Genomic DNA, 26,306 nt, shown 5'->3' on the forward strand with positions numbered 1-26,306 from the left:
CTCCCAACGCTTCACTCAGCCGCCATGAATCACCGAATCAGGCTCGCTGTCGGACTCGGTGGGCTCTACGGCTTGCTGGCCGTGCTCTTTGGGATTCTTGGTCTGGTCCTGTGGGCCGACATGCAGGACGCCGAGCGCCAGACCATGCTGGCCATCATGCGGCCGCGCTACGCCATGGCCGTGGTCATCATCCTGCTGGCCTGGCTCGGGCTGGGACTGCTGGTCTGGGCCTTGTACCGGGCCTATGCGCTGGCACCATTGCGCCTGCGTGAGCAGGCGCTGGTGATGGTCAACTCCAACCCGGCGCTACGCCTGCAGGAGCTGGGCGCGTCCGAGATCCGGACGCTGGCGCAGGTGGTCAATGCGTTGGCCGACCAGCGTGAGTCACTGCAGCGTGATGTGGAGCAGAAGATCCTGCAAGCCAAGGCGTCAGTCGAAGAAGAAAAGAACCGCCTGGCGGCATTGATGTCAGAGCTCACGCAGAGCGTCGTGGTGTGCAATCTTGATGGACGAATTCTCCTCTACAACAACCGTGCGCGACTGCAGTTTCAGGTGCTGGGTTCAGGCGCTCAGGCGGGCGGCACAGCCTTGATCGGCTTGGGTCGTTCCATTTTTTCCATGATGGAGCGCAGCCTCATTACCCATGCGCTGGAGAGCGTGCAGCACCGGCTCAAGGGCGGCAGTGCCCAACCCTCGGCCAACTTCGTCACCACCACACGCGCCGGGCAGCTGATCCGTGTCCAGATGGCCCCGGTCTTCAGCAACACCGGCGGCGACCAGGACGCATCCGCCAGCACCGACGCAACGCGAACCATCAGCGGCTACGTCCTCATGCTCGACAACATCACCCGCCATGTCGAAGCGCAAGGTCGGCGGGACTCGCTGCTGCAGACGCTCACCGAAGGCAGTCGTGCATCGCTGGGCAATGTCCGTGCAGCGGTTGAGAACCTGCTGCAATACCCGGACATGCAGAACGACGAGCGCGACCGGTTCGTGGGCGTGATCAGCGACGAAGTGGAAGCGATGAGCCGGCGCATCAACCATGCCAGCACCGAGTTCGCCGATACGCTTGAGGCGCGCTGGTCGCTGGAAGACATGCACGGATCGGATTTGCTGCAGGCGGCGCAACGGCGCATTGAACACAAGCTGGGTCTCAGCGCCACGGTTGAAGCACTTGCGGGCGACTTGTGGATCAGAGTCGACGGTTTCTCGCTGCTGCAGGGACTGTGCTACCTCGCCGCCCGGCTCAAGGATGTGTTCGGCGTGGACGCAGTGGCCTTGCGTCTGCGACCGTCCGGGCGGCTGGCAGAGCTGGACCTGCTTTGGTCGGGCGCCGCCCTGGACGCGGCGACGCTGGTGATCTGGGAACAGGCGCCTATGAGCGCGGGCGGCGAAGAAACGCCCTTGACGCTACGTGAGGTGATTCAACGTCATGGCGGTGAACTCTGGCAGCAGCGCGACCAGGAAACGCCACTGTCTTTGATCCGCATGCTGCTGCCCACCACGGTGGCGCAAGAGTCCGCTGATCCGACTGTCTGGCTTCGCAATGAGAGCCGCCCCGAGTACTACGACTTCGACCTGTTCCGGCAAACCGAGGAAACGCATGCGCTGGATGATCGCCTGCTGACGCAACTGAGCTACACGGTGTTTGACACCGAAACCACCGGACTGGAGCCGTCTGAGGGCGATGAAATCATCCAGATTGGTGCCACCCGCATCGTCAATGGCCGCCTGTTGCGACACGAGACCATCGACCAGCTGATTGCCCCGCGGCGCCGTCTCAAGCCCGAGTCCATTCCCATCCACGGCATCACCGATGACATGCTCAAGGGGCAACCCACGATTGATCAGGTCCTGCCCACGTTTCATGAGTTCTGCGAAGACACGGTGCTGGTGGCGCACAACGCCGCGTTTGACATGCGCTTCCTGCAACTCAAGGAGGCGGCGACCGGCATCGTGTTTTCCCATCCGGTGCTCGACACGCTGCTGCTGTCAGCGGTGATTCACCCCAACCAGGAGTCGCACCGGCTGGAGGCCATTGCCGGGCGCCTGGGCGTGAATGTGATCGGTCGACACACCGCGCTGGGCGACGCCATCGTCACCGGTGAAATCTTCCTCAAGATGATCCCCTTGCTGGCCGAACAGAACATCCACACCCTGGGACAGGCACGCGCGGCCGCGGCGCGCACCCTGTACGCCCGAACCAGCTACTGAACTCGCAGCACCAGATCATGGACCAGCCGTCAACCCCAAGCTCAAGCCCGCGCAACGATTTCCAGGCCATGCACAGCCCGTTGAGCCAGTTGCCCAGGCGCGAACCGGTGACGGTCATGCTGGACACACCACTGCGCGAAGCGCTGGCCATCATGGACCGCCGCCGCATCGGCTCCATCATCGTCGTGGATGAACACGGAAAAATGCCGCTGGGCATCTTCACGCTGCGCGACGTGCTGCACCGCGTGGCGCTGCCGCAAGTCAGCCTGGACGAACCAATTGCCAGCGTCATGACCGGCGGCGTCATCACAGTCAAGCCGCACACCACCGCGTACGAGGCCGCCGTCATCATGGCGCGCCGTGGGCTGCGTCACCTGCTCGTGGTGGACGATGCCGCCCACCTGGTCTCCATCGTGTCGCAGAACGACTTGTTCGCCCTGCAGCGCACCAGTCTGAAGGACGTCAGCAATGACATCCGCCAGGCCCGGGACCTGCCCACCCTGCAGGCCTGCGCCAGGGACATCCAGCGCATCGCACTGACCTTGCTGACGCAGGGCATGGCGGCGGAGCCGCTCACTCAATTCATCTCCACCCTCAACGACTTGCTGACGCTGCGCGTGATCGAGCTCACCCACGACGAGTTCGACCTGCCGCAGATTCAATGGTGCTGGATCGCGCTGGGCTCGGAGGGACGCTACGAACAGACCCTGTGCACCGATCAGGACAACGGCATCATCTTCGAGTGCGAGAACGAAACGGCCACCGAAGCGCTGCGCCAGCGCTTCCTGCCCTTTGCCCAGGCGGTCAACAACAAGCTCGATGCCTGCGGATTTCCGCTCTGCAAGGGCGGCATCATGGCAGGCAACCCGCAATGGTGTCTGTCCCTGCCCGAATGGTGCGCCAGGTTCCGCGGCTGGATTGAACACCCGCAGCCCAAGGCCTTGCTCAACGCTGCAATTTTTTTCGACTTTCGCCCCCTCTATGGCGACGAGGCCCTCAGCGAGGCCCTGCGCAGCTGGTTGCTCGATGAAACCCGCAACGCGCAACTGTTTCTTCGCCTGATGGCCGAGAACGCGCTGCAGTGCGCGCCACCGCTGGGGCTGATTCGCGATTTCGTTTTCGACAGCAGCAAGGAATTTCCCAACACCATCGATCTCAAAATGTATGGTTCCCGGCCCTTTGTCGACGCGGCGCGCCTGCTCTCGCTCACGCATGGCGTGCGCCAGACCAGCACGGCGCAACGCCTGCTGGGGGCCTCCCAATCCGTCAATTTCGGTGGTGACGACGTGGCGGCCATGGTGGACAGCTTCTATTACATCCAGTCGCTGCGATTGCGTCACCAGCATCAGGTGCTGGGCGAACACGGCGGCGGCAACCGGATCAACCCCGACATGTTGAACGAACTCGATCGCCACATCCTGAAAGAAGCCTTCAAACAGGCGCGCAAGCTGCAGAGCCGCCTCAGACTCGACTACCGCCTGTAACGCGACAGAGGCGGACCTCGAAACCCCGGAGCAACTGCTGCCCGTTGCAGCTGCGCCGCCGCGCCAAATTCAGGCGAAAGCACCATTTCACGTGCATGACATGCCGGTCTTGAGTGCGTAAGGGCCTGGTCAGCACCTATTTACAAAATGTGGAAATGTGCTAAAGCATATATTTCTCAATCCATCCCAACTGCCTTCAGGAGGCCGCCATGAATGATTCGGTAATCGAGAGAATCCAGAGCCATCCAAAGTACCTGGAACTTCGAAAAAAGCGCAACAGGATCGGCTGGTCCCTGACACTGCTGATGATGGTCGTGTACTACGGCTACATCGCGCTCATCGCCTTCAACAAACCTTTCCTGGCCCAACCCATCGGCGCTGGCGTGATCTCCCTGGGGATTCCGATCGGCATGGGGGTCATCGTGTTCACCGTGCTGATCACTGCCATCTATGTGCGCCGTGCCAACAGCGAGTTCGACACGCTGACCACGGAAATTTTGAAGGACGCTTCCAAATGAAAAAAGTACACGCAACGCTTGCCACCGTGCTGATGCTGCTGGTGGCAGGCTCAAGCCTGGCAGCAGGCGGCGACCTCGGGCAAGTCGACAAACAACCCACCAACTGGGTGGCCATCAGCATGTTTGGCGGCTTCGTGATCGCCACCCTGTTCATCACCAAATGGGCGGCCGCCAAGACCAAATCGGCGGCCGACTTTTATACCGGTGGCGGCGGCATCACGGGTTTTCAAAACGGGCTGGCGATTGCAGGCGACTACATGTCAGCCGCCTCCTTTCTGGGTATCTCGGCCGCCGTCATGGCGTCCGGGTATGACGGACTGATCTACTCCATCGGCTTTCTGGTGGGCTGGCCGGTGGTCACCTTCCTGATGGCCGAGCGCCTGCGCAATCTGGGCAAATTCACCTTTGCGGACGTGGCGGGCTATCGATTCCAGCAGAAACCCATTCGTATCTTTGCCGCCTCCGGCACGCTGGTGGTCGTCGCCTTCTACCTGATCGCCCAGATGGTCGGTGCTGGTGCCCTCATCAAACTGCTGTTCGGACTGGACTACTGGCTGGCGGTGGTGATTGTGGGCGCGCTGATGATGATCTATGTGCTGTTTGGCGGCATGACCGCCACCACATGGGTGCAGATCATCAAGGCGTGCTTGCTGCTGGCCGGCGTGACCTTCATGGCGTTCATGGTCATGGCGCAGTATGGCTTCAGCTTCGAAGCACTGTTTGCCAAAGGCGTTGCCGTCAAAACCCAGCTGGCGGTCAACGGTGGCAGCACGGCAGACGAGGCTGCCAAAATTGGCCTGGCCATCATGGGCCCAGGAGGCTTTGTGAAAGATCCGATCTCGGCCATCTCGTTCGGCATGGCGCTGATGTTTGGCACCGCCGGATTGCCGCACATCCTGATGCGCTTTTTCACGGTGCCGGACGCCAAGCAGGCACGCAAGTCCGTGCTGTGGGCCACCACCTGGATTGGCTACTTTTACGTGCTGATCTTCATCATCGGCTTTGGCGCGATCACCCTGGTGTTGACCAACCCCGAGTTCTCCAACACGGTGACGGGCGTCATCAAGGGCGGCGGCGGCTCGGCCAATATGGCGGCCGTGCTGGTGGCCAAAGCCGTCGGTGGCAACGTTTTCTTCGGCTTTATCTCCGCCGTGGCCTTTGCCACGATTCTGGCGGTGGTGGCTGGCCTGACCTTGTCAGGCGCTTCTGCCGTTTCGCATGACATCTACGCCACCGTGATCAAAAAAGGCAAGGCCGATAGCGCCTCCGAACTCAAGGTGTCGCGCATCACCACGCTGGTCCTCGGTGTGGTCGCGGTAGCGCTCGGCATTGCGTTCGAGAAGCAGAACATCGCCTTCATGGTGTCGCTGGCGTTTGCCATCGCAGCGTCAGCCAACTTCCCGGTGCTGTTCATGTCGGTGCTGTGGAAAGACTGCACCACCAGGGGTGCGGTGATCGGCGGCTTTCTGGGGCTGATCTCGTCCGTCGCCCTGACCGTGGTGTCGCCCTCGGTCTGGGAAGCCACGCTGGGCTACCCGAAGGGCTCTGCATTGTTCCCCTACACCTCACCGGCCTTGTTCTCCATGACCATTGGTTTCGTGGGCATCTGGCTGTTCTCCATTCTGGACCGCAGCGCCAATGCCGCCCAGGAACGTGCCGCGTTCCCCGCGCAGCAAGTGCGTTCGGAAACCGGTTATGGCGCCTCGGGAGCGTCCGGCCACTGACACGACGATAGCAACGCGGCCTGCGGGTACGCGTTCTAGAAGACATCAACCGGGCCATGTGCCCGGTTTTTTTTCGGGAGTCAGGCGTCAGGCAGCACGCAAGTGACGGAGCTTGATGAACGCCAGCGCCGCCATCACCGCGTCGTTGAGGGCATCGTGCGCATCGCGCAGGGGCAGGCCCAGGTCATTCATCAAGGTGGCGAAGCGCAGGTCAATGTTGGCATTGGCCTGCTGCTGATACGCCGGCAGCTGCCTGAACTTGTAGTCGTAGTACAGGATCGACACCTCGATTTTGGGTTGCGGCAGGCCCTGCCCCAACAAGGGCCAGATGGCCCGGTTGAGCATGGCCACGTCAAATTCCAGGTAGTAGCCCACCAGGGGCCGACTGCCGATGAAATGCATCAGGCGCTTCACCGCGTCAAGAACGGGCAGGCCTTGCGCCACGTCGCGTTCACGCAGGCGATGGATCGGCACACTCCCGGCCGTAACACCACGCTCAGGCCGCACCAGCAACTCCAGCCGCTCACTGGTCATGATGCGATTGCCCACAATGCGCACCGCCCCAATCGAGATGATCTCGTCGGTGCGCACATTCAGCCCCGTGGTCTCGCAGTCCAGCGACACCCACTCATTGGCGGGCGGCGGGTCAAACATGAAGCGAAATGCCGGGTCGCCCAGGTGGTAGAGCAGCCACTCGCGCTTGAGCGCACCCCACCAGCGCGACGATGAAAGCCGGTCTGTCACGCGACAGCTTCCAGATGGAAACGATGACGCAGCAGGGTCTTGAAGCGCTTGACCACGCCCAGCGTGTCCTTGAGCAGGTCACGGTCCAGGCTGCTGAGTCGGCTGACGTTGATGGCACCGGTCACGGCCTTGCCCGTGTCCAGCTCAGCCAGCCCCGCCTTGAGCTTGAGCCCCATGAAGAAGTGCAGGCTGTCCGTCAGGTCGGTGGCCATGTCCGCATCGAGCCGGCCCGCGGCCACCAGTGCGGCAATGCGCCCGGTGGTACTGGTTTCCGTGACGCGGTGCGCCAGCGCCAGACTGCGCACGCCATGCACCAGCGGGAAAATGCCCTCTTTCTTGAGGTTGAGCTGCTGGTCGGCGTCACCCAGGCCCAGCAACCGGTTCCACCAGCCGGTGCTGCTGGCAAAGAAATCGATCGCCGCCGCGAACCGGTTCAGCATGGCGTCGCTGTCTACCGCGATCCCCATGAGGCCGCGCCGCACCTCTTCCAGCAAAACGGCGTCGCCACAAACCGTGTGCGCGTCCATGAAAATCGCCAGCTTCATCAGGCTGTCGGCGTCGGGCATGAGCAGCCACTGGCGCGTCATCTGACCAAATTCGCCGGCGCTCTTGCGCCACTGCGGACTGCTGACCATGATGTGCCCCGGACACTCCGGGTAACCAAAATCACTGAGCGCTCTGGAAAAGCGCTGGCAGATTGCTTCCAGGTTGTCGGGGGGCACATACCCATCGCGCAGGATCAGGCCGTTGTCCTGGTCGGTCTTGAGCAGCTGCTCGCCGCGGCCCTCGCTGCCCATCACAAACAGGCAGCTATTGGCTACCAGGTCGGCGGGCGCAATCAGGTGCCAGGCGCGTTCGAACAGGCGGGCATTGAGCTGCTGCACCAGTTTGGCGATCAGGTTAACGCGTGAGCCACTGCGGTACAGCAAAGCGATCATGCGCGTGATCCGGGCCGCCGCCTGACTCAAGCCGGCCAGGTCTTTCGCCTCCTCGATCTGCACCGTGATCAGGTGGGACTGGTTGGACAGGAAACTGAACAGGTCCAGCGCCTCCAGAATGCCCACCACGTGCTCACCCTCCGCCACCACGACGCGGTGCACGCGCCGGCGCAGCATCACGGCCATGGCATCGCCCAGCTGGTCGGAGGGCCGCACTTCAATCAATGAAAAATTGGACAACTCGCCCACCGCCAGCTGGTCCAGCGGCCGGCCGTCCAGAATGGCGCGCTGCAGTGCGGTAGCCGTAAAAATGCCGAGGCGGGGTGGCTCAGACTGCGTGTCGCGCACCAGCACATTGGACGTGCGCTGCGCCTGAAACAGTTTGACGACCGAGAGAATGTCGGTGGTGGCATCGACAAAGTGGGGCGGCCGCAGATAGGCCTCATCCACCCGGGACAGGGTGAGCGATTGCAGCTCGTGCTGACTCTGTCGCTCGGACAGGGCGCTGAGCTTGTTGCTGAGATCAGAGAACAGCAGCGCGCCAAAGGTGGCGTTCGACGCAATCAGGTCACTGACCGCCTGGTGCGCCAGCTGATAGGCCACCACCTCCTCGGCCGCGACAAAACGGCTGCTGACCTTGCCCGCCACCAGGCCCCGGCCATCGAAGCAGTCGTCCGGGCCATAGGTGGTCGTCACCTCGCTGCCCTCAAGCTGCGTCACGTAGCCCTTGATGATGACGAAGAGGTGGGTCGGCGCCACGCCGACGTCGAGAATCGTTTCGCCCTCGCGGAAATAGACAACGTCAACGCTGTTGCGAACCAGCCGCTGCTCGTCCGGGTTCAGGCAGTCAAACGGCGAGGCGGAGAAATTGAAAGCATTGGGCATAGATCGGACCAATCATCAAGCCCATGCATTCAACGCCGGATGCCTTGCGCCACGCTTGCAGCGGCGGGCCAGCCGCTGTCGAACCACGGGTCACCAGCCAGGTAGGCCCGCAGCATGGGCAGCGCGTCAAAACCCCAGAACACCTTGCCGTCCACCACAAACGACGGCACGCCAAACAGCCCCAGCGCGATGGCTTCATCGGTATGGGCCTTGAGCTGGGCTTTGACCGTGGCATCCTGCGCCGCCCGGGCAGGGGCCAGTTGCGCCGTCAACGCCTCCAGACCGGTCGCATCGGCGGCCTCCTGGCCACCGCGCCAAACATGGCGAAAGATGGTTTCACAGACGTAGCGGTTCGGCTCACCCCGCGCATTGCAAGCCACCGCCAGCCGCAGCAGCGCCAGCGGATTGAAGGGGTGGCTGGCGGGCAACTGCAGCTCAAGGCCATGGGTGTGGGCCAGCCACAGCACCTGGCGGTAAGTCCAATCGCGCTTGGACGGAATTTCAGCGGGGCCGAGTTGCCCATGGTGCTTGAGTAGCGCGGCAAACAGGATGGGCTTGTAGGTCACGCTGTAGCTGTGCCCCATCAGGGCCACCGGCAGTTGCTCGAACGCCAGATAAGCGTAGGGCGAAATGAAATCCAGGTAGACGGTGATGTGTTTCATGAAGGGCTCGCAGTGAGTCGCTGCTCAATGTGGCGCCAGATCGCCCGCTTGGCTGAATCATCCGCGCTGCTCCAATCGCGAATCTCGTCAAGCGTGCGATAGCACCCTTCGCACAGACCGGTCAGCTCACTCATGCGACAGACCGAAATACAGGGGGATGAGACATTTTCGGCTGTAGCCCTCGCCAGTATTGCTCGGGCAGCTATTGATTCAGGAGCAACGACCGGCTGCCCGGCCACCGGGGCCTGCACCACATCTGCCACCGGCGCACCGGACATGCGCGCCAGATCCTGCGGACGCAGTTTGAAAACCCCATGCGGATGGCCAGCCGCCGCCCATATTTCCTCAAAGCGGAAAAGTTCCTGGTCGATCAAGGTGACGGACGCTGTTGCGTGCGCAATGGGCGCCACGCCGCCAATCGAAAACCCGGTGCTGGCTTTGACGAATGCGGCATCCGCGCGGCCCAGCGGCCCCACCAGGGCCGCCACCTTCTTCTCGTCGACCCGCTGGTCGCCCGAGGTCACCACCAGCACGGCAGCGTCGTCTGACTTGCGGCGAAAGATGATGCTCTTGGCGATCTGGCCGACCGCAATGCCCAGCGCGTCCGCCGCCTGCTGCGCCGTGCGCGCGGCATCATCCAGCATCAGCGGCGCATGCGGGTGGCCCTGTACCTGCAAGGCGGCGGCGACACGCTGCACGCCATCAGGCAAGGGTTTCAGTTCAGCCCCACACATATCAGTTCAGGCGCTTGTTCAGGATGGCCGTGGCCGCACGCGAGTTGGGCTTGCGCTCCAGAAAATCGCTGATGAATTTGCCGGCATCCACCAGTTTGTCCAGATCGATGCCGGTCTCGATGCCCATGCCGTGCAGCAGGTAGACCACGTCCTCGCTGGCCACATTGCCGGTAGCGCCCTTGGCATAGGGACAGCCGCCCAGACCGGCGACCGAGGTATCGAATTGCCAGACCCCCATTTGCAGGCAGACCAGGGTGTTGGCCAGGGCCTGGCCGTAGGTGTCGTGGAAGTGGCCCGAGACATCGTTGAGATCGTAGTGCTTGAGCGTGGCTTCCATGGCGCGCTGCACCTTGAGCGGGGTGCCGACGCCAATGGTATCGGCCACACCGACGTGCTGCACGCCGATGCCCTTCATGAGCCCGGCCAGATAGCTGACCCGCTCCGGCGCGATCACGCCCTCATACGGGCAACCGACGGTGCACGACATGGCGCCCCGCACATGGATGCCGGCAGCCCGTGCCGCCTGCACCACGGGCGCAAAGCGTTCGATGCTCTCGGCAATCGAGCAGTTGATGTTCTTCTGGCTGAAGGCCTCACTGGCGGCGCCGAACACCACGATCTCGTCGGGTTTCGATTTCAGCGCAGCCTCGAAGCCCTGCAGGTTGGGCGTGAGCACCGAATAGCGGACGCCCGCATTGCGCGCAATGCCGGCCATGACCGCCGCGTTGTCCGCCATCTGCGGCACCCATTTCGGCGACACGAAGCTCGTCACCTCGATCTCCGTCAGACCGGCGTCCTGCAGGCGGTGCACCAGCTCGATCTTGACCGCGGCCGGCACCGGCTGTTTCTCGTTTTGCAGGCCGTCGCGCGGACCGACATCGACCAGTTTGACTCGGGTAGGGATGCTCATCTTCGTTTCCTCAATTGAATGGCGCGACCACCCTCAGTAGCCGCGCACTGGGTCCACGATACCGGCAATCGGCTCCGCTCGCTCCAGCGCCATGATCTTGCCCGCAATCTGTGCGATGCTTTCATCGCGCAGCGTGCGCGCCGAGGTGTGCGGCGTGATGCTGATTTTGGGGTGACGCCAGAACGGGTGGTCACCGGGCAAGGGCTCGGTGCGAAACACGTCGAGCGTGGCGCCGGCCAGATGCCCGCTGTCGATCAGGGCGATCAGGTCGTCATCGACCAGATGCGCGCCGCGCGCCACGTTGATGACATAGCCACCGGGCTGCAGTTTTGACAAGGTCTCGCGGCGCATGATGTCGCGGGTGTCCGGCGTGAGTGGCAGCAGGTTGACCAGCACTCTGGTGGCACGCAGAAAGTCGTTGAACTGCGCCGCCCCAGAAAAGCCCCGCACCCCGTCGATGGTTTTGGCGCTGCGGCTCCAGCCATTGACCGGAAACTCGAACACTTGCAGTGCCCGCGCCACGCGCTCTCCCAGCACGCCCAGCCCCATCACCCCGACGGCGAAATCGGCCCGGCTGCGCGGCTTGCGGTAGGACCACTTGCCCGCCTTCACGTCGGCCTCATAGCCATCGAATTCGCGAAAGTGCCGGATCACGGCGTGGCAGACATACTCCGCCATCTGCACCGACATGCCGGCGTCGTCCAGGCGAACCACCGTGGCCCGCGGCGGCAGCCGCAGCTTCAGCAGCGCATCCACCCCCGCGCCGATGTTGAAGACGCCTTTGAGTTGCGACTGCTCGTCAAAGAACTGTTGTGGCGGCGCCCACACGACGGCGTGGTCAGCAGGCGGCGCGCCGGGTTGCCAGAGCTCCACCTGGGCGGCAGGCAAGGCAGCCCGCAGACCCGCCAGCCAGGGCTCGGCCTTGGTATCGGTGCAGCAAAATGTGATTTTCATGGATGCCAAGGGTACCCGGTCCTGCCAAGCCACCTCGCACCAGACCGCACCCTCATCAGGCCACCAGCTTGAGCAGCTCGGCGCCCTCGGTCACCTGATCGCCGGGCGCGTAGAGCAACTCGGCCACCACGCCATCGATGGGGGCGGCAATCGTGTGCTCCATTTTCATGGCGTCCATCACCGCCAGCGCCTGGCCGCGTTTGACCTTGTCGCCGGCCTTCACCGCGAACGACACCACCTTGCCCGGCATCGGCGCCGTCAGGCGGCCGCCCTCCACCGCGGCGTCACCGGCATGGGCCAGCGCATCAATCGCTATGATTTGTGTAGCGCCTTTCGCAGTAAACACGTGGGCTACATCGCCTTTTCTGTACACACTAACAATCTGGCGCCGCGCCGCAAACCGCACATCAATGCCATCGGTCACCGGCACAAACGAAAAAATTCCGATCTCGCCCGCCACATCGAGCTGCAGCGCACCGTCGTGCAGCGTGGTCATTTGCACGACATGGGTCACGCCCTGAAACTCATAGTCGAAGCGGCGTGTGCCGGGACCATGCGAGTGCCAGCCATCCTGCCTGGCCCAGGGATCAAGCCACACGGCCCGACCGGCCAATGGCGTTTCTGCCGCCTTTTCCTGCAGCAGGGTGTGCGCGATGGCACTGGCCACCGCCAGGGTCAGGCCGACCTTCTCCTGCTTGAACAGCACCGCCTCTTCCCGCGGAATCAGCCCGGTGTCCAGATCCGCCTGCACAAACGAGCGGCTCTGCACCACGTTGCGCAAGAACTGGACGTTGGTGTTAAGCCCGACGATGTGGGTCTGGGCCAGGGCCGTGTCCAGTCGCGCCAGCGCCTGCTCGCGGGTGTCGCCATGCACGATCAATTTGGCCACCATGGAATCGTAGAACGGCGAAATCGGATCGCCCTCGCGCACCCCGGAATCGACGCGAACGCCACCACTGTTGCGCTCAAAGGTCACGCAATCGGGCAGGCCGTAGACATGCAGGGTGCCGGTGGCCGGCAGAAAATTGTTGTCCGGGTTTTCAGCGCAGATGCGCGCCTCGATCGCGTGCCCGGTGATCTTCAACTGGTCCTGCGCCAGCGGCAGCGGCTCACCGCTGGCCACGCGCAGCTGCCACTCCACCAGGTCCTGCCCGGTGATGGCTTCGGTCACCGGGTGCTCCACCTGCAGCCGCGTGTTCATCTCCATGAAGAAGAAGTCCATGCTGCCATCGGGGCGCTGTTCCACGATGAACTCCACCGTACCGGCCCCCACATAATTCACCGCCTGGGCCGCAGCCACGGCTGCCTCGCCCATCTGCTGGCGCAGCGCTGGCGTCATGCCCGGCGCGGGCGCTTCTTCCAGCACTTTCTGATGGCGGCGCTGCACCGAGCAGTCGCGCTCAAACAGATAGACATAGTTGCCCAGCGTGTCGCCAAACACCTGGATCTCGATATGGCGCGGCCGCTGCACGTACTTCTCGATCAGCACCGCATCGTCACCAAAGCTGTTGATGGCTTCGCGCTTGCAGCTGGCCAAGGCCGCGGCAAAGTCCTCCGCCTTGTCCACCGCCCGCATGCCCTTGCCGCCGCCACCGGCGCTGGCTTTGATCAGCACCGGGTAACCGATGCTGTCGGCCTCGCGCTGCAGCAAGGCCGGGTCCTGGTCGGCCCCGTGGTAGCCCGGCACCAGCGGCACGCCGGCCAGATCCATCAGCCGCTTGGACTCGGCCTTGAGCCCCATGGCCTTGATGGCAGAGGGTGGCGGGCCGATGAACACCAGGCCCGCGTCGGCGCAGGCCTGGGCGAACTCCTCGTTTTCGCTCAAAAAGCCATAACCCGGGTGGATGGCCTGGGCGCCCGTGGCTTTGGCCGCCTCGATGATCTTTTCCCATCGAAGATAACTGTCCTTGGGCGCGCTGCCTCCGATGTAGACGGACTCGTCGCAGACGCTGACGTGTTTGGCGTTGGCGTCGGCATCGGAATAGACCGCCACGGTCTTGATGGCCAGGCGCCGGGCTGTGGCTGCCACGCGGCAGGCGATTTCGCCTCGATTGGCGATCAGTATTTTGGTAAACATTCAGGCAACCTTTTGAAAACCGGAAAAGAGATCAGACACACGGCGAAACGCCGCCTTGAGAAACTTGATGAGCAGCCAGGTGACAACCCACATCAGCACAACCACCACCACCAGCAGCAGGCCGAAGAGCAACGGACTCGTGGAAGCCAGCCACACGGCACCGACGACCAGCCCATCCTCGAAGAAGCTGGCAAACAGATTGGACAAGGGCTCGGGCGAGGTATTGATGGCCGCGCGCGTCGTGGTTTTGGCCGCCTGGCTGGTGGCAGCCAGCGTGCCACCCATGAGCGCTGCGGCCACGGCCAGCGTGCCGCTGTCAGCCCCAAAAACACCCGCCGCCAGCGCCGCCCCGGCCGGGATGCGAATCACGCTGTGCACGATATCCCACAGCGAATCGACCCCGGGAATCTTGTCGGCAAAGAACTCGACAAACAGCATAAGGCCACTCGCCGCCAGCATGACCGGATGCTGCAGCAGCTTGAGCCCGTCAGGCAGCGGCATCCACCCCAGCGCACCCGCCATGCCGGTGATGAACACCACGGCATACAGCCTGAAACCGCTGGCCCAGCCGAGCACCGCCGCCAACGCCAGCAGGCTGGGCAAGTCCATGACATACGCGCTGCGTTGCGCAACGCCTGCGAAGGACTGCCAGAGTTGAAGGAGTGTGTCCATGGCCCCGGCTGCTACATCCGGAACACGCCAAACTTCGTATCGGGTATCGGCGCGTTCAGCGACGCGCTCAAGCCCAGCGCCAGCACACGGCGGGTGTCGGCCGGGTCAATGATGCCGTCGTCCCACAGGCGGGCGGTGGCGAAATAGGGATGGCCCTGCTCTTCGTACTGGCGGCGGATCGGCGCCTTGAAGGCTTCTTCTTCCTCCATGCTCCAGGCGCCGCCCTTGCCCTCGATGCCATCGCGCCGCACAGTGGCCAGCACGCTGGCCGCCTGCTCGCCGCCCATGACAGAGATGCGGGCGTTGGGCCACATCCACAGGAAGCGCGGGCTGTAGGCACGCCCGCACATGCCGTAGTTGCCGGCGCCGAAACTGCCACCGATGATGATGGTGAACTTGGGCACACTGGCCGTGGCCACGGCCGTGACCATCTTGGCGCCATTGCGCGCAATGCCTTCGTTCTCGTACTTGCGCCCGACCATGAAACCGGTGATGTTCTGCAGGAACACCAGCGGGATCTTGCGCTGGCAGCACAGTTCGATGAAATGCGCGGCCTTCAGGGCCGACTCGCTGAACAGAATGCCGTTGTTGGCAATGATGCCCACCGGCATGCCCTCAATGCGGGCGAAACCGGTAATCAGCGTTGTGCCGTAGCGCGCCTTGAACTCGTCGAACTCGCTGCCATCCACGATGCGCGCGATGATCTCGCGCACGTCGAACGGCTTGCGGGTGTCCGTGGGGATCACGCCATACAACTCCTGTGCCGGAAAATTAGGCGCCACCGGCTCGTGCGTCGCGATGGGCGGGGTCTTCCTGGCGTTCAGGTTTTTCACCGCCTGGCGTGCCAGCGCCAGCGCGTGCAGGTCGTTCTGCGCCAGATGGTCGGCTACGCCCGACAGGCGCGTGTGAACGTCGCCGCCGCCCAGGTCTTCGGCCGTGACGACCTCGCCGGTGGCAGCCTTCACCAGTGGCGGACCACCCAGGAAAATCGTGCCCTGATTCTTGACGATGATGGCCTCGTCGCTCATGGCCGGCACATAGGCGCCACCGGCCGTGCAACTGCCCATCACCACGGCAATCTGCGCGATGCCCTCGGCGCTCATGTTGGCCTGGTTGAAGAAGATGCGGCCGAAATGGTCGCGATCAGGAAACACCTCGTCCTGGTTCGGCAGGTTGGCGCCGCCGGAGTCCACCAGGTAGATGCAGGGAAGCCGATTCTGCTGCGCCACTTCCTGGGCCCGCAAATGCTTCTTGACCGTGAGCGGGTAGTAGGTGCCGCCCTTGACCGTGGCGTCGTTGCACACAATCATGCAATCCACGCCACTGACGCGGCCGATACCGGCAATCACGCCGGCGCTGGGCGCGCTGTCGGTGCCATCGCGGTCCGGGTACATGCCCATCGCGGCCAGCGGCGACAGCTCCAGGAACGGGGTGCCGGGGTCGAGCAGCATCTGCACGCGGTCGCGCGGCAGCAGCTTGCCGCGGGCGGTGTGCTTGGCGCGCGCCGCCTCGCCGCCGCCCAGCGCGACCTTGGCGAGCTGGGCATTGAGGTCATCGACCAGACCCCGCATGGCGAGGGCGTTGGCCTGAAAATCGGCGGAGCGGGCGTTGAGTTTGGTATCCAGGATGGGCATAGAACTTCTTTCAGGCGGTTTTGTCTTCTTGCAGTCCGAGCTGCTGCTTCATGTCTTCACGGATTTTGAACTTCTGGATCTTGCCCGTCACGGTCATCGGGAACTCGGACACAAAGCGAATGTAGCGGGGTACCTTGTAGTGCGCAATCTGGCCCTTGCAGAAGGCCTTGACGTCGTCTTCGCTCAGGGTCTGGCCCGGCTTGGCGATGATCCAGGCGCACAACTCCTCGCCGTATTTCTGATCGGGGATGCCGACCACCTGCACGTCCTGAATCTGGGGATGGCGGTAGAGAAATTCCTCGATCTCGCGCGGGTAGATGTTTTCGCCGCCGCGGATCACCATGTCCTTGATGCGGCCAACGATGTTGACATAGCCCTGCGCATCCATGGTCGCCAGGTCGCCGGTGTGCATCCAGCCCTCGGCGTCGATCGCCTCCGCAGTGCGGCTCGGGTCTTCCCAGTAGCCGTGCATCACGGAATAGCCGCGGGTGCACAGCTCGCCTGACACCCCCGGTGCCACTGTTTCTCCCGTGGCGGGGTCAATCACTTTCACCTGCAAATGCGGTTGCACCAGGCCCACCGTCGCCACCCGTTTTTCCAGCGGCGTGCTGGTGCTGCTTTGGCAGCTGACCGGGCTGGTTTCGGTCATGCCGTAGGCAATGGTGACCTCCGACATGTGCATGTCGCTCACCACCCGCTTCATGACCTCGATCGGACACGGCGAGCCGGCCATGATGCCGGTGCGCAGGGTTGACAGGTCGAACTCCTTGAAGCGCGGGTGGTCCAGTTCGGCAATGAACATGGTGGGTACGCCGTGCAGACCGGTGCACTTCTCGGCCTGCACGGTTTGCAGCACGCTCAAGGCATCAAAGCCGTCATTCGGATAGACGATGGTGGCGCCGTGGGTGAGGCAGGCCAGGTTACCCAGCACCATGCCAAAGCAGTGGTACAGCGGCACGGGAATGCACAAACGGTCAGCCGGCGTGAGCTTCATGGCTTCGCCAATGAAGAAGCCGTTGTTCAGGATGTTGCGGTGCGTCAGCGTGGCACCCTTGGGAAAGCCGGTGGTGCCGCTGGTGAACTGGATGTTGATCGGGTCGGTCGCATGCAGTGTTTTGGCAAGCGCAGCCAGACGCGGGTCCGCCGCATCACCCGTCGCCAACAGGGCCGAGAAGCGCATCAAACCGGCCTCCTCCTGGGTCTGGCCCGGCTCGTCGAGCCACACCACGGTACGCAGATGCGGCAGGCGCGCAGCCTGCAAGGCGCCCGGCAGGGCCGTGTTCAATTCAGGTGCCAGTTCGCGCAACATGCCGAGATAGTCGCTGGTTTTGAAGCGGGCCATCGTCACCAGTGCCTTGCACGCGACCTTGTTGAGGGCGTAGTCGAGCTCGGCCACGCGGTAGGCCGGGTTGATGTTCACCAGAATCAGGCCGACCTTGGCAGTGGCGAGTTGCATCAGCAGCCATTGCGCGTTGTTGTGCGACCAGATGCCGACCCGGTCGCCCGGCTGCAGGCCCAGGCCCAGCAAGGCACTGGCCAGCTGGTTGCTGGCGGTTTGCAGCGCGCGGTAGCTGTAGCGCTGCTGCTGGTGCACGCTCACCAGCGCCTCATGCTCGGGCTGGCGCGCCACCATGGCGTCAAAGAATTCGCCCAGCGTTTGCTCGATCAGGGGCACATCGGTGGCGCCGCTGGACAAACTGCAGGTCAGGGCGGGCGCGCTCAACGCGTTCGCAGGTGTTGGTGTCATGTCATTCCCCCAGTCGGGCGCACGCCCGGTTAACCGCTGAATAGGCAAGCATAGCGATCCGTGCGCATCGGTGTGCGCCACAAAGTTTGCAAATCGTGCCACATGGCGACATACTCCAGCCCATGCCCGATCGCCCCCCTCTTTCCGCGCCCGCCAGTACCAGCCTGACATCGGGTCCGGCGCTGACGCCCATGGCATTTGTCAATGCGATTGTGCTGGCCTACAGGCACCGGGGAAAAGACCCGAGCGCCGCGCTGGCGCTGGCACAAATTGCGCCAGATGACTTGACTGACCCGGCCGCCCGCATCACCGCGGCACAAATGGAGCGCATCTCCGGCGCCGCCATGCAGGAACTCGACGACGAGGCCCTGGGCTGGTTCAGCCGCCGCCTGCCCTGGGGCAGCTACGGCATGCTGGCGCGCGCCTCGATCAGCGCGCCCAGCCTGGGCCTGGCGCTGCAGCGCTGGTGCCGTCACCACGGGCTGATCGCCGACGACATCACCCTGGAACTGGCAGTGACTGGCGACAGCGCCACGCTGTCCATCACCGAACACCGATCCTTAGGCGAACTGCGCGAGTTCTGCCTGGTCTCGGTCTTGCGCAACATCCACGGGGTGGCCTGCTGGCTGATCGACTCGCGCCTGCCACTCAACCGGGCGCAGTTCCCGTTTGCAGCGCCGCCGCATGCCGGCGCGTACCGCGTGCTGTTCTCCGGCCCGACCGAATTTGACGCCGCGCAGGCCAGCCTGCGTTTTGATGCGCGTTACCTGGCCCTGCCGCTGCGGCGCGACGAGCCCGCCCTGCAGCAAATGCTGCAACGCGCCCTGCCGCTCACCGTGCTGCAGTACCGGCGCGACCGCCTGCTGGTGCAGCGCGTGCGCCAGGCACTTGCCGCGCACACCGCGCAGACCCATAACGCGGACGCGCTGGCCGCCCTGCTGGCGATCTCGCCGCGCACGCTGCACCGCCAGCTGAAAGAGGAAGGCGCCTCGCTGCAGGCCCTGAAAGACGAGGTGCGCCAGGCCCGCGCACGGGACCTGCTGCTGCGCACCGCCCGCCCCATCAAGCAGGTGGCCGAGGCGGCCGGTTTCCAGAACGAAACCAGCTTCATTCGGGCCTTCCGGAGCTGGACCGGCCAGTCGCCAGCACAGTTCAGGCGATTGGGCAAGGCATTGCCGCCAGCCTGAGTCGCTCTGGCTTTGTGCACAGCCTGCTCACCACTCCACAGCTTCTGTGGACAAGTGTGTGCAACACCCTAGGGAAAACTCGCCGGAGCCATATTTGGCGCGGCCTGGAACACGGTGCCCGCGAAACAGGCAGTGGGCATAAGTTGTTCTTGTCAGTCCAAAAATGGCACTTCGCCATACCAGAAATAAGACACGATACAGGGGCCGCCTGGATCATTTCGGGGGAAATTATTTTTAATTTTTATCCATCCTGAGCGTGGGGCCAGCCCGCCCAGGCCGGGCGCCGCTCATGCACAGCTTCTGTGGACAAGCTTGTGCAGTGGTGCCGGTACAAGCCCCGCAAGACCATGGCTGGCGCGGGCTGCCGCCGGGTGCCTGCCAAACAGGCAGTTGCCCCCAGGCGCCGCGATCAGGCGGTTGCCGCCAACAACGCGGGCAACTCCGCCATGTGACCAAACAACTGGTGGGCCCCGGCCTGGCGCAGGGCGACGGCGGCGTCCGGGCGCGGGCAATAGGCCCAGACCGTGGCGCCAGCGGCCACGCCAGCCGTCACACCGACCACCGAATCCTCAATCACCAGGCATTGCGGCGCGGGCGCGTTCAAGTGGTGGGCGGCGGCCAGGTAGACATCGGGCGCGGGTTTGGAGCGCGGCATCTCGTGCCCGCTGAAAACGCGGCCGTCAAAAAAATCCATCAAGCCGACCATGGTGAGTTGCATTTCGACCTTGAACCGGTCCGCTCCGGACGCACAGGCAATGCGTTGCCGCGTGTGGGTGTGCGCGGCGGCCACGGCGGCGTGCGCGCCGTCAATCACCTGCAAATCAGCCTCCAGCGCCCGGTTGCGCCGGGCATAGAAAAGCTGCATCCAGTCCTCGGTGAGGGGCTGGCCGGTGTTCGCCTCGATGGCAACCCGTTCGTCGCGCACCGCGCGGCCGACAAAGTGGCGCATGCACGCCTCGGCGCTCATGGCCCAGCCCCGCTCTTCCAGCATGTCGCGCAGCACGGTGTTGACGATGGGTTCGCTGTCGACCAGCACGCCATCGCAGTCAAACAGGATTGCTTCGAATTTCATAGCTGCTCAGGCATATACGACGGGGGTTGGAGGCCAATTTGATCAAAATCTCGCCGGCTCAGGCCTTGGGGTGGCGCCGGGCCTTGTGCGCTTCCAGCGTTTCGGTGGGTGCGCCCTGCTTCACCCACTCGGTAAAGCCGCCGTCGATGTGCGCCACATTGGTCATGCCCATGTCCTGGAGCGCCTTGGCGGCCAGCGCGCTGCGCCAGCCGGCGCCGCAAAACAGGATGAACTCGCGGCTTTCGTCGCCAAACACCGGCTTGTAATAGGGCGAGGCCGGGTCGACCCAGAATTCCAGCATGCCGCGCGGTGCCAGCAAGGCGCCGGGCACCGTGCCTTCGCGTTCCAGTTCACGCACATCGCGGATGTCCACGATCTGCGTTCGCGGGTCGTTCAGCCGCGCCAGCGTCTGCGGCACCGAATAGGTCCGGACCACGGCCATGGCTTCGCTGACCAGTTGTTGATATCCCTTGGTGATAGGCATGTGGTTCTCCTTGCTAGGCGAGTGACCGCTGGATGATGATTTTCTGCACGTCCGAGGTGCCTTCGTAGATCTGGCAGACGCGCACGTCGCGGTAGATGCGCTCCACCGGAAAGTCGCTCACATAGCCGTAGCCGCCCAGCGTCTGGATGGCGGCACTGCAGACTTTCTCGGCCATCTCGCTGGCAAACAGCTTGGCCATGGCGGCTTCTTTCAGGCAGGGCCGTCCCGCGTCACGCAAGGCGGCGGCGTGCCAGATGAGCTGGCGGGCGGCCTCTAACTGGGTGGCACATTCGGCCAAGCGGAATCCGACGGCCTGGTGGTTGAAGATGGCGGTGCCAAAGCTCTCCCGCTCTTTGGAATAAGCCAGCGCGACCTCAAAGGCGCTGCGTGCCATGCCCACGCTTTGCGCGGCGATGCCGATGCGGCCACCCTCCAGCGCGCCCAGGGCAATCTTGTAGCCCTCGCCCTCCGCGCCAATCAGGTTCTCGACCGGAATACGGCAGTTGTCAAAGTTGATCTGTGCCGTGTCGCTGCTGTGCTGGCCCAGCTTGTCTTCGATGCGGGCCACCACATAGCCGGGCGCGCTGGTGGGCACCAGAAAGGCGCTCATGCCCTTCTTGCCGGCACCCTTGTCGGTGACGGCGATGACAATGGCCACATCGCCGTTCTTGCCGCTGGTGATGAACTGCTTGACGCCGTTGATCACGTAATCGTCGCCGTTCTTCACCGCAGTGGTGCGCAGGCTGGAGGCATCCGAGCCCACATGCGGCTCGGTCAGGCAGAACGCGCCCAGCATCAGGCCCTGCGCCAGCGGTGTCAGCCATTGCTTTTTCTGCTGGGCGTTGCCGTAGCGCATCAGGATGGCATTGACCGGGCAATTGGTCACACTGATGGCGGTGCTGGTGCCGCCGTCACCGGCGGCGATTTCCTCCAGCACCAGCGCCACCGTCAGGTAGTCCATATGGGCACCGCCAAATTCCTCGGGCACGCAAATGCCGTAGGCACCCAGGGCGGCCAGCCCCTTGTGCGCCTCTTTTGGGAAATGGTGCTCCTTGTCCCAGCGCGCGGCGTGCGGCCACAGCTCGGCTTGGGCAAAATCGCGCACCGCGTCGCGGATCATTTCCTGGTCTTGGGTCAGCAGCATGTGTCAGGCTCGAAGGCATCCGTGCAGATATTTATACAAAACAGGGCTCTGGCCCCCGTATCCATTGCGCAGGCAGCTATTTAATTCATAGCATTTCTAGCGCCACGGCAGTGCCCTCGCCGCCGCCAATGCACAGGGTCGCCACGCCTTTTTTCAGGCCGCGCGCCTGCAGGGCATACATCAGGGTGACCATGATGCGGGCACCACTCGCGCCAATCGGGTGGCCCAGTGCGCAGGCGCCGCCGTTGACGTTGACGATGTCGTGGCTCAGCCCCAGCTCATGCATCAGCGCCATCGGCACCACGGCAAATGCCTCGTTGACTTCCCACAGGTCGACATCCTTCACGCTCCAGCCGGCCTTGGCCAGTGCCTTGTTCACCGCGCCCACCGGGGCGGTGGCGAACCAGTTCGGCTCCTGCGCATGCACGGCATGACTGACGATGCGCGCCAGCGGCTTGCAGCCGAGCTTGGCCGCGGTCGAGGCCCGCATCATGACCAGCGCTGCAGCACCGTCGTTGATGCTGGAACTGCTGGCGGCGGTGATGGTGCCGTCTTTCTTGAAGGCCGGTTTGAGCGCGGGAATTTTTTCCAGTTTGACTTTGCCGGGACCCTCGTCGATCGAGATCACCGTATCGCCAGCGCGGCCCTTGACCGTCACCGGGGTGATCTCCGCGGCAAACGCGCCGGATTTGGTCGCCGCCTGCGCCCGCTGCACGCTGGTGATGGCGAACTGGTCCTGCTGCTCGCGGGTGAAGCTGTATTTGGCGGCACAGTCTTCGCCAAAGGTGCCCATGGAGCGACCGGCCTCGTAGGCGTCTTCCAGGCCGTCGAGCATCATGTGGTCAAAAATGCGGTCATGGCCGATGCGGTAGCCGCCACGCGCCTTGGGCAACAGGTAGGGCGCGTTGGTCATGCTCTCCATGCCGCCGGCCACCAGCACATCCGCGCTGCCGGCCAGCAGCATGTCATGGCCGAACATGGCCGCACGCATGCCGGAGCCGCACATCTTGGACAAGGTGACGGCGCCGGCGCTGATGGGCAAGCCGCCCTTGAACGCGGCCTGGCGGGCCGGCGCCTGGCCTTGCCCCGCCATCAGGCAGTTGCCAAACAGCACTTCGTTCACGAGGTCGCCGGCCACACCGGCGCGCTCCATGGCTGCCTTGATGGCGGCGCCACCCAGGTCATGGGCCGCGAGGGAAGAAAAGTCGCCCTGGAAACTCCCCATGGGGGTGCGGGCGGCGCCGACGATAACGATGGAATCAGTCATGGTGTTGATCTCCTGTCAAATGGGTCAAAGAAAAAAGGCCGGATTCACTCAATCTGCTCGGGGTTGAACCGCTTCTCGCGCTCATACGGGAACACGTCAAACACATGTCCGGCCAGGATGCGCTCCTTGTGGCCTTGCCAGAAGACGACGTCCAGCAAGTCGGCGTGGTGTTTCATGAACACGCCGCGCACGGCCGGGTTGCCCAGCAGGAAGGGCCCGAAGGTCTCGGGGAACACGTCTTTGGGGCCGACGTTGTACCAGACTTCGCCCGACATTTCATCTTCTTCATTACGCGGCGTGGGGACGCGGCGGAAGTTGCAGTCGGTGATGTATTCAATCTCGTCGTAGTCGTAGAACACGACCTTGCCGTGACGCGTGATGCCGAAGTTTTTCCACAGCATGTCGCCGGGAAAGATGTTGGCGGCGACCAGGTCCTTGATGGCATTCCCGTACTCGATGACGCCGCGCTCGATCTGCTCGCGCGCCCGCTCGGCGGCGGGGCTGAGATCAGCGGCATTGGCGCCGCCGGCGTCAAACGCCTCCTGCAAATAGATGTTGAGCGGAATCATGCGCCGCTCGATGTAGCAGTGCTTGATGATGACTTCCACGGTGCCATCGCCATCACGGTCATTGATCTCGAGCTGGCTGGGCGCAAACTTCTCGATCTCGGCAATCAGCGCATCGTCGAAGCGGTCGCGCGGGAATCCGACCTCGCTGTACTCCAGCGTGTCGGCCATGCGCCCCACGCGGTCATGCTGCTTGACCAGCAGGTACTTGCCCTTGATCTGCTCGCGGCTGGTGTCTTTTTGCGGCGGGTAATAGTCCTTGATGACCTTGAACACGTAGGGAAAGGACGGCAGGTCAAACACCAGCATCACCATGCCCTTGATGCCGGGGGCGATGCGGAACTTGTCGGTGGAATGGCGCAGGTGGTGCAGAAAGTCGCGGTAGAACAGCGTCTTGCCCTGCTTGGCCAGACCCAGCGCGTTGTAGATCTCGTTGCGCGGCTTGCGCGGCATCATGCTGCGCAGGTACTGCACGTAGGCGCTGGGTATCTCCATGTCCACCATGAAGTAGGCCCGCGCAAAGCTGAACAGCATCAGCAGGTCATCCTCGCCGAACAGGGCTGCGTCAATCACCAGCTTGCCGGCGCGGTTGTGCAGCACCGGCAGTGCAAACCCGAACTCATTGAAGCCGTTGATCAGTTTGCCCACGATGTAGCAACCCTTGTTGCGGAAAAACAGGCCGGTGAGCACCTGAATCTGGAAGTTGGCGCGCAGCTTGGCATCGCCCAGCCGCTCGGCCATGGCGGCCTGCACCAGGTCGGCATCGCGCTGCAGGTCGTCAAACGCCAGGCGCAGGTCAAAGTCTTTCACCATCTGCATCAGCACCGCGCACATGGTGTCGCGCGTGGGGTAGTAGCAGTGGTAGGTCGGTCGTTTTTCGGATTCGTCGTTTTCGATGTACTCGGTGCTGACCGCCGGCCGCACAAAGATGAAATCGTTCTGGAAGTAGCTGCGGTGCAGGATCTTGGTGGTGACCGAATTGAAGAAGGTCTCGGCCAGCTCCGGCTGATGGTGATTGACCAGCAGGCCGATGTAATGCAGCTTGATCTGCTGCCAGATGTCCATGGGCTGCTCGCCGGCCTTGAACTCGCGCTCCAGCCGCATCGAGGCCTCGCGCACCCGCAGGTCGTAAAACTCGATGCGCTCGCGCTGGGCGCGTTGCTGGCCATGCCAGTCAGCGGTCTCAAAACGATGCTTGGCACGGCCTGACTCGGTGCGGAACAGCCGGTAGTGGCGGTTGAAGCCATCCATCATGGCTTTGGCGATGTCGTAGGCGAGGGTGGAGTCAAGTCGCTGCGGGAACATGATTGCTACCATTTTTATAGCTGACTACAGCCGTTTGGCGTGGGCGATGCCTTCAATGGCAGCCCGATAGAGGGAATCCATCCCTTCGGTGGCGGCCACGGTCAGCAGCAAATCCTGTAGCAGACCGTCATGCACACCATAGACCCAGCCATGCAGGGTGACGTTCTGGCCGCGGTTCCAGGCGTCCTGCAGCACCGTGCTCTGTGCCACATTGATGACCTGCTCGATCACGTTGAGCTCCACCAGCGCGTCGTGTCGCGCGTGCTCAGGGATCGCCTCCAGCAGGGTGCGATGCCGGTCGCGCACATCCTGAATGTGGCGCAACCAGTTGTCCGCCAGGCCGATGCGCGCCCCCTCCAGTGCCGCCTGGACGCCGGAGCAACCGTAATGGCCAACCACCATCACATGCTGCACTTTCAGACGCTCCACCGCAAACTGGATGGTGGACAGGGCGTTGAGGTCGGAGTGCACCACCACATTGGCAACATTGCGGTGCACAAACACCTCACCCGGCTCCAGCCCGGTGATCTGGTTGGCCGGCACCCGGCTGTCGGAGCAGCCGATCCACATGTACTTGGGGTGCTGCTGGCTTTTCAGGTTGGTGAAAAAGCCGGGGCGGTCACGCTCCATCTGGGCGGCCCAGGCGCGGTTGTGGGTGAAGAGGTCTTGAAGGGATGTGGTCATGAGAGGTATTTTCGCCTGCCCCGATCAATCGGGCTACATGGTTTCCGCAAACAACTCGCGTCCAATCAGCATGCGGCGGATTTCGCTGGTGCCGGCACCGATTTCATACAGCTTGGCATCACGCCACAGGCGACCCAGCGGGTACTCGTTGATGTAGCCGTTGCCACCAAAAATCTGCACGCCCTCGCCCGCCATCCAGGTGGCTTTCTCGGCCGTCCACAAAATGACCGAGGCGCAGTCCTTGCGAACCTGACGCACATGCTCGACACCGAGCAGGTCCAGGTTCTTGGCGACGGTGTAGGCAAAGGAGCGCCCGGCCTGCAGCACGGTGTACATGTCCGCCACCTTGCCCTGGATCAGCTGGAATTCGCCAATGCTCTGGCCAAACTGCTTGCGGTCGTGAATATAGGGAATGACGTTGTCCATCACCGACTGCATGATGCCCAGCGGCCCGCCGGTGAGCACGGCACGTTCATAGTCCAGCCCGCTCATCAGCACCTTGGCGCCGCCGTTCAGGCCGCCCAGAATGTTCTGCGCCGGCACCTCCACGTTGTTGAACACCAGCTCGCCGGTATGGGAGCCGCGCATGCCCAGCTTGTCGAGCTTTTGCGCCACCGAGAAACCCTTCATGCCTTTTTCGATCAGGAAGGCGGTGACACCGCGCGCGCCGAGCTCCGGCTCGCTCTTGGCGTAGACCACC

The 26,306-nt window shown here is 63.4% G+C and carries 22 protein-coding genes; 5 read left to right on the forward strand and 17 right to left on the reverse strand.

Annotated elements, in window-relative coordinates; translation table 11 throughout:
- The first annotated feature begins 24 nt into the window (after positions 1-24).
- From Q7T10_RS06455 to Q7T10_RS06470, 4 genes are all read left to right on the forward strand, one after another.
- The gene (locus Q7T10_RS06455; protein ID WP_304746998.1) at positions 25-2,214 is read left to right on the forward strand and encodes an exonuclease domain-containing protein; all 2,190 of its coding nucleotides are present in this window, start codon (positions 25-27) and stop codon (positions 2,212-2,214) included.
- A gap of 17 nt (positions 2,215-2,231) precedes the next feature.
- Positions 2,232-3,698 (forward strand): DUF294 nucleotidyltransferase-like domain-containing protein, encoded by a 1,467-nt coding sequence (locus tag Q7T10_RS06460; protein ID WP_304746999.1) that lies wholly within the window; start codon positions 2,232-2,234, stop codon positions 3,696-3,698.
- A gap of 209 nt (positions 3,699-3,907) precedes the next feature.
- Positions 3,908-4,216: a DUF485 domain-containing protein gene (locus tag Q7T10_RS06465; RefSeq protein WP_304747000.1), complete on the forward strand. Its 309-nt coding sequence runs from the start codon at positions 3,908-3,910 to the stop codon at positions 4,214-4,216.
- Positions 4,213-5,940: a cation acetate symporter gene (locus tag Q7T10_RS06470; RefSeq protein ID WP_304747001.1), complete on the forward strand. Its 1,728-nt coding sequence runs from the start codon at positions 4,213-4,215 to the stop codon at positions 5,938-5,940. Before Q7T10_RS06465 ends, Q7T10_RS06470 begins: the two co-directional genes overlap by 4 nt.
- 87 nt (positions 5,941-6,027) lie before the next feature.
- Here the strand turns inward: Q7T10_RS06470 and Q7T10_RS06475 are convergent, their stop codons facing one another.
- The 10 genes from Q7T10_RS06475 to Q7T10_RS06520 all read right to left on the reverse strand — a co-directional run bounded on the left by Q7T10_RS06475 (position 6,028) and on the right by Q7T10_RS06520 (position 17,897).
- The gene (locus Q7T10_RS06475) at positions 6,028-6,684 is read right to left on the reverse strand and encodes a 3'-5' exonuclease (RefSeq protein WP_304747002.1); all 657 of its coding nucleotides are present in this window, start codon (positions 6,682-6,684) and stop codon (positions 6,028-6,030) included.
- Positions 6,681-8,507 (reverse strand): putative nucleotidyltransferase substrate binding domain-containing protein, encoded by a 1,827-nt coding sequence (locus tag Q7T10_RS06480; RefSeq protein WP_304747003.1) that lies wholly within the window; start codon positions 8,505-8,507, stop codon positions 6,681-6,683. Before Q7T10_RS06480 ends, Q7T10_RS06475 begins: the two co-directional genes overlap by 4 nt.
- 29 nt (positions 8,508-8,536) lie before the next feature.
- Positions 8,537-9,169, reverse strand: a complete 633-nt coding sequence (locus tag Q7T10_RS06485; RefSeq protein ID WP_304747004.1) for a 2-hydroxychromene-2-carboxylate isomerase — start codon at positions 9,167-9,169, stop codon at positions 8,537-8,539.
- The gene (locus tag Q7T10_RS06490; protein WP_304747005.1) at positions 9,166-9,903 is read right to left on the reverse strand and encodes a YbaK/EbsC family protein; all 738 of its coding nucleotides are present in this window, start codon (positions 9,901-9,903) and stop codon (positions 9,166-9,168) included. The genes Q7T10_RS06485 and Q7T10_RS06490 overlap by 4 nt, the downstream gene beginning before the upstream one ends.
- A 1-nt stretch (position 9,904) precedes the next feature.
- Positions 9,905-10,813: a hydroxymethylglutaryl-CoA lyase gene (locus Q7T10_RS06495; protein WP_304747007.1), complete on the reverse strand. Its 909-nt coding sequence runs from the start codon at positions 10,811-10,813 to the stop codon at positions 9,905-9,907.
- Positions 10,814-10,846: 33 nt separating this feature from the next.
- Positions 10,847-11,767: a glyoxylate/hydroxypyruvate reductase A gene (locus tag Q7T10_RS06500; protein WP_304747008.1), complete on the reverse strand. Its 921-nt coding sequence runs from the start codon at positions 11,765-11,767 to the stop codon at positions 10,847-10,849.
- Between the two features lie 55 nt (positions 11,768-11,822).
- A complete protein-coding gene (locus Q7T10_RS06505) occupies positions 11,823-13,844 on the reverse strand; it encodes an acetyl/propionyl/methylcrotonyl-CoA carboxylase subunit alpha (protein WP_304747009.1) in 2,022 nt (673 codons plus the stop codon).
- Positions 13,845-14,453 carry a DUF4126 domain-containing protein gene (locus tag Q7T10_RS06510; RefSeq protein ID WP_304747019.1) on the reverse strand — a complete coding sequence of 203 codons (609 nt, stop codon included), beginning with the start codon at positions 14,451-14,453 and terminating at the stop codon, positions 13,845-13,847.
- A gap of 74 nt (positions 14,454-14,527) precedes the next feature.
- The gene (locus Q7T10_RS06515; protein ID WP_304747010.1) at positions 14,528-16,150 is read right to left on the reverse strand and encodes a carboxyl transferase domain-containing protein; all 1,623 of its coding nucleotides are present in this window, start codon (positions 16,148-16,150) and stop codon (positions 14,528-14,530) included.
- A 10-nt stretch (positions 16,151-16,160) separates the two neighbouring features.
- Positions 16,161-17,897 (reverse strand): AMP-binding protein, encoded by a 1,737-nt coding sequence (locus tag Q7T10_RS06520; protein WP_304747011.1) that lies wholly within the window; start codon positions 17,895-17,897, stop codon positions 16,161-16,163.
- Between the two features lie 122 nt (positions 17,898-18,019).
- On the opposite strand from Q7T10_RS06520, the gene Q7T10_RS06525 reads away from it, so the two are divergent.
- Positions 18,020-19,084, forward strand: a complete 1,065-nt coding sequence (locus Q7T10_RS06525) for an AraC family transcriptional regulator (RefSeq protein WP_304747012.1) — start codon at positions 18,020-18,022, stop codon at positions 19,082-19,084.
- Positions 19,085-19,493: 409 nt separating this feature from the next.
- Here the strand turns inward: Q7T10_RS06525 and Q7T10_RS06530 are convergent, their stop codons facing one another.
- From Q7T10_RS06530 to Q7T10_RS06560, 7 genes are all read right to left on the reverse strand, one after another.
- Positions 19,494-20,156, reverse strand: coding sequence for an HAD family phosphatase (locus Q7T10_RS06530; RefSeq protein ID WP_304747013.1), 663 nt, complete (start codon positions 20,154-20,156; stop codon positions 19,494-19,496).
- A gap of 58 nt (positions 20,157-20,214) precedes the next feature.
- Positions 20,215-20,640 carry a rhodanese-like domain-containing protein gene (locus Q7T10_RS06535; RefSeq protein WP_304747014.1) on the reverse strand — a complete coding sequence of 142 codons (426 nt, stop codon included), beginning with the start codon at positions 20,638-20,640 and terminating at the stop codon, positions 20,215-20,217.
- 13 nt (positions 20,641-20,653) lie between these two features.
- Positions 20,654-21,784 carry an acyl-CoA dehydrogenase family protein gene (locus Q7T10_RS06540; protein WP_304747015.1) on the reverse strand — a complete coding sequence of 377 codons (1,131 nt, stop codon included), beginning with the start codon at positions 21,782-21,784 and terminating at the stop codon, positions 20,654-20,656.
- A gap of 85 nt (positions 21,785-21,869) precedes the next feature.
- Positions 21,870-23,051 carry an acetyl-CoA C-acyltransferase gene (locus tag Q7T10_RS06545; RefSeq protein WP_304747016.1) on the reverse strand — a complete coding sequence of 394 codons (1,182 nt, stop codon included), beginning with the start codon at positions 23,049-23,051 and terminating at the stop codon, positions 21,870-21,872.
- A 44-nt stretch (positions 23,052-23,095) separates the two neighbouring features.
- Positions 23,096-24,922: a bifunctional isocitrate dehydrogenase kinase/phosphatase gene (aceK, locus tag Q7T10_RS06550; protein WP_304747020.1), complete on the reverse strand. Its 1,827-nt coding sequence runs from the start codon at positions 24,920-24,922 to the stop codon at positions 23,096-23,098.
- A 24-nt stretch (positions 24,923-24,946) separates the two neighbouring features.
- Positions 24,947-25,606, reverse strand: coding sequence for a carbonate dehydratase (gene can / locus Q7T10_RS06555; RefSeq protein ID WP_304747017.1), 660 nt, complete (start codon positions 25,604-25,606; stop codon positions 24,947-24,949).
- A gap of 33 nt (positions 25,607-25,639) precedes the next feature.
- Positions 25,640-26,306 (reverse strand): acyl-CoA dehydrogenase family protein (locus Q7T10_RS06560; protein WP_304747018.1); only part of this gene is annotated, 667 nt, incomplete at its 5' end.

It is taken from the genome of Rhodoferax sp. (genome assembly GCF_030646845.1).
Taxonomy (GTDB): Bacteria; Pseudomonadota; Gammaproteobacteria; order Burkholderiales; family Burkholderiaceae_C; genus Rhodoferax.

Bases quoted from the DNA above. Each gene is read 5' to 3' on its own strand.
- Q7T10_RS06515 (WP_304747010.1), bottom strand. From the start codon at position 16,150: ATGCCCATCCTGGATACCAAACTCAACGCCCGCTCCGCCGATTTTCAG.
- Q7T10_RS06520 (WP_304747011.1), bottom strand. From the start codon at position 17,897: ATGACACCAACACCTGCGAACGCGTTGAGCGCGCCCGCCCTGACCTGC.
- Q7T10_RS06510 (WP_304747019.1), bottom strand. From the start codon at position 14,453: ATGGACTTGCCCAGCCTGCTGGCGTTGGCGGCGGTGCTCGGCTGGGCC.
- Q7T10_RS06465 (WP_304747000.1), top strand. From the start codon at position 3,908: ATGAATGATTCGGTAATCGAGAGAATCCAGAGCCATCCAAAGTACCTG.
- Q7T10_RS06540 (WP_304747015.1), bottom strand. From the start codon at position 21,784: ATGCTGCTGACCCAAGACCAGGAAATGATCCGCGACGCGGTGCGCGAT.
- aceK (WP_304747020.1), bottom strand. From the start codon at position 24,922: ATGTTCCCGCAGCGACTTGACTCCACCCTCGCCTACGACATCGCCAAA.
- Q7T10_RS06500 (WP_304747008.1), bottom strand. From the start codon at position 11,767: ATGAAAATCACATTTTGCTGCACCGATACCAAGGCCGAGCCCTGGCTG.
- Q7T10_RS06490 (WP_304747005.1), bottom strand. From the start codon at position 9,903: ATGTGTGGGGCTGAACTGAAACCCTTGCCTGATGGCGTGCAGCGTGTC.
- Q7T10_RS06455 (WP_304746998.1), top strand. From the start codon at position 25: ATGAATCACCGAATCAGGCTCGCTGTCGGACTCGGTGGGCTCTACGGC.
- Q7T10_RS06480 (WP_304747003.1), bottom strand. From the start codon at position 8,507: ATGCCCAATGCTTTCAATTTCTCCGCCTCGCCGTTTGACTGCCTGAAC.
- Q7T10_RS06495 (WP_304747007.1), bottom strand. From the start codon at position 10,813: ATGAGCATCCCTACCCGAGTCAAACTGGTCGATGTCGGTCCGCGCGAC.
- Q7T10_RS06535 (WP_304747014.1), bottom strand. From the start codon at position 20,640: ATGCCTATCACCAAGGGATATCAACAACTGGTCAGCGAAGCCATGGCC.
- Q7T10_RS06505 (WP_304747009.1), bottom strand. From the start codon at position 13,844: ATGTTTACCAAAATACTGATCGCCAATCGAGGCGAAATCGCCTGCCGC.
- Q7T10_RS06525 (WP_304747012.1), top strand. From the start codon at position 18,020: ATGCCCGATCGCCCCCCTCTTTCCGCGCCCGCCAGTACCAGCCTGACA.
- Q7T10_RS06470 (WP_304747001.1), top strand. From the start codon at position 4,213: ATGAAAAAAGTACACGCAACGCTTGCCACCGTGCTGATGCTGCTGGTG.
- Q7T10_RS06460 (WP_304746999.1), top strand. From the start codon at position 2,232: ATGGACCAGCCGTCAACCCCAAGCTCAAGCCCGCGCAACGATTTCCAG.
- Q7T10_RS06530 (WP_304747013.1), bottom strand. From the start codon at position 20,156: ATGAAATTCGAAGCAATCCTGTTTGACTGCGATGGCGTGCTGGTCGAC.
- Q7T10_RS06545 (WP_304747016.1), bottom strand. From the start codon at position 23,051: ATGACTGATTCCATCGTTATCGTCGGCGCCGCCCGCACCCCCATGGGG.
- can (WP_304747017.1), bottom strand. From the start codon at position 25,606: ATGACCACATCCCTTCAAGACCTCTTCACCCACAACCGCGCCTGGGCC.
- Q7T10_RS06485 (WP_304747004.1), bottom strand. From the start codon at position 9,169: ATGAAACACATCACCGTCTACCTGGATTTCATTTCGCCCTACGCTTAT.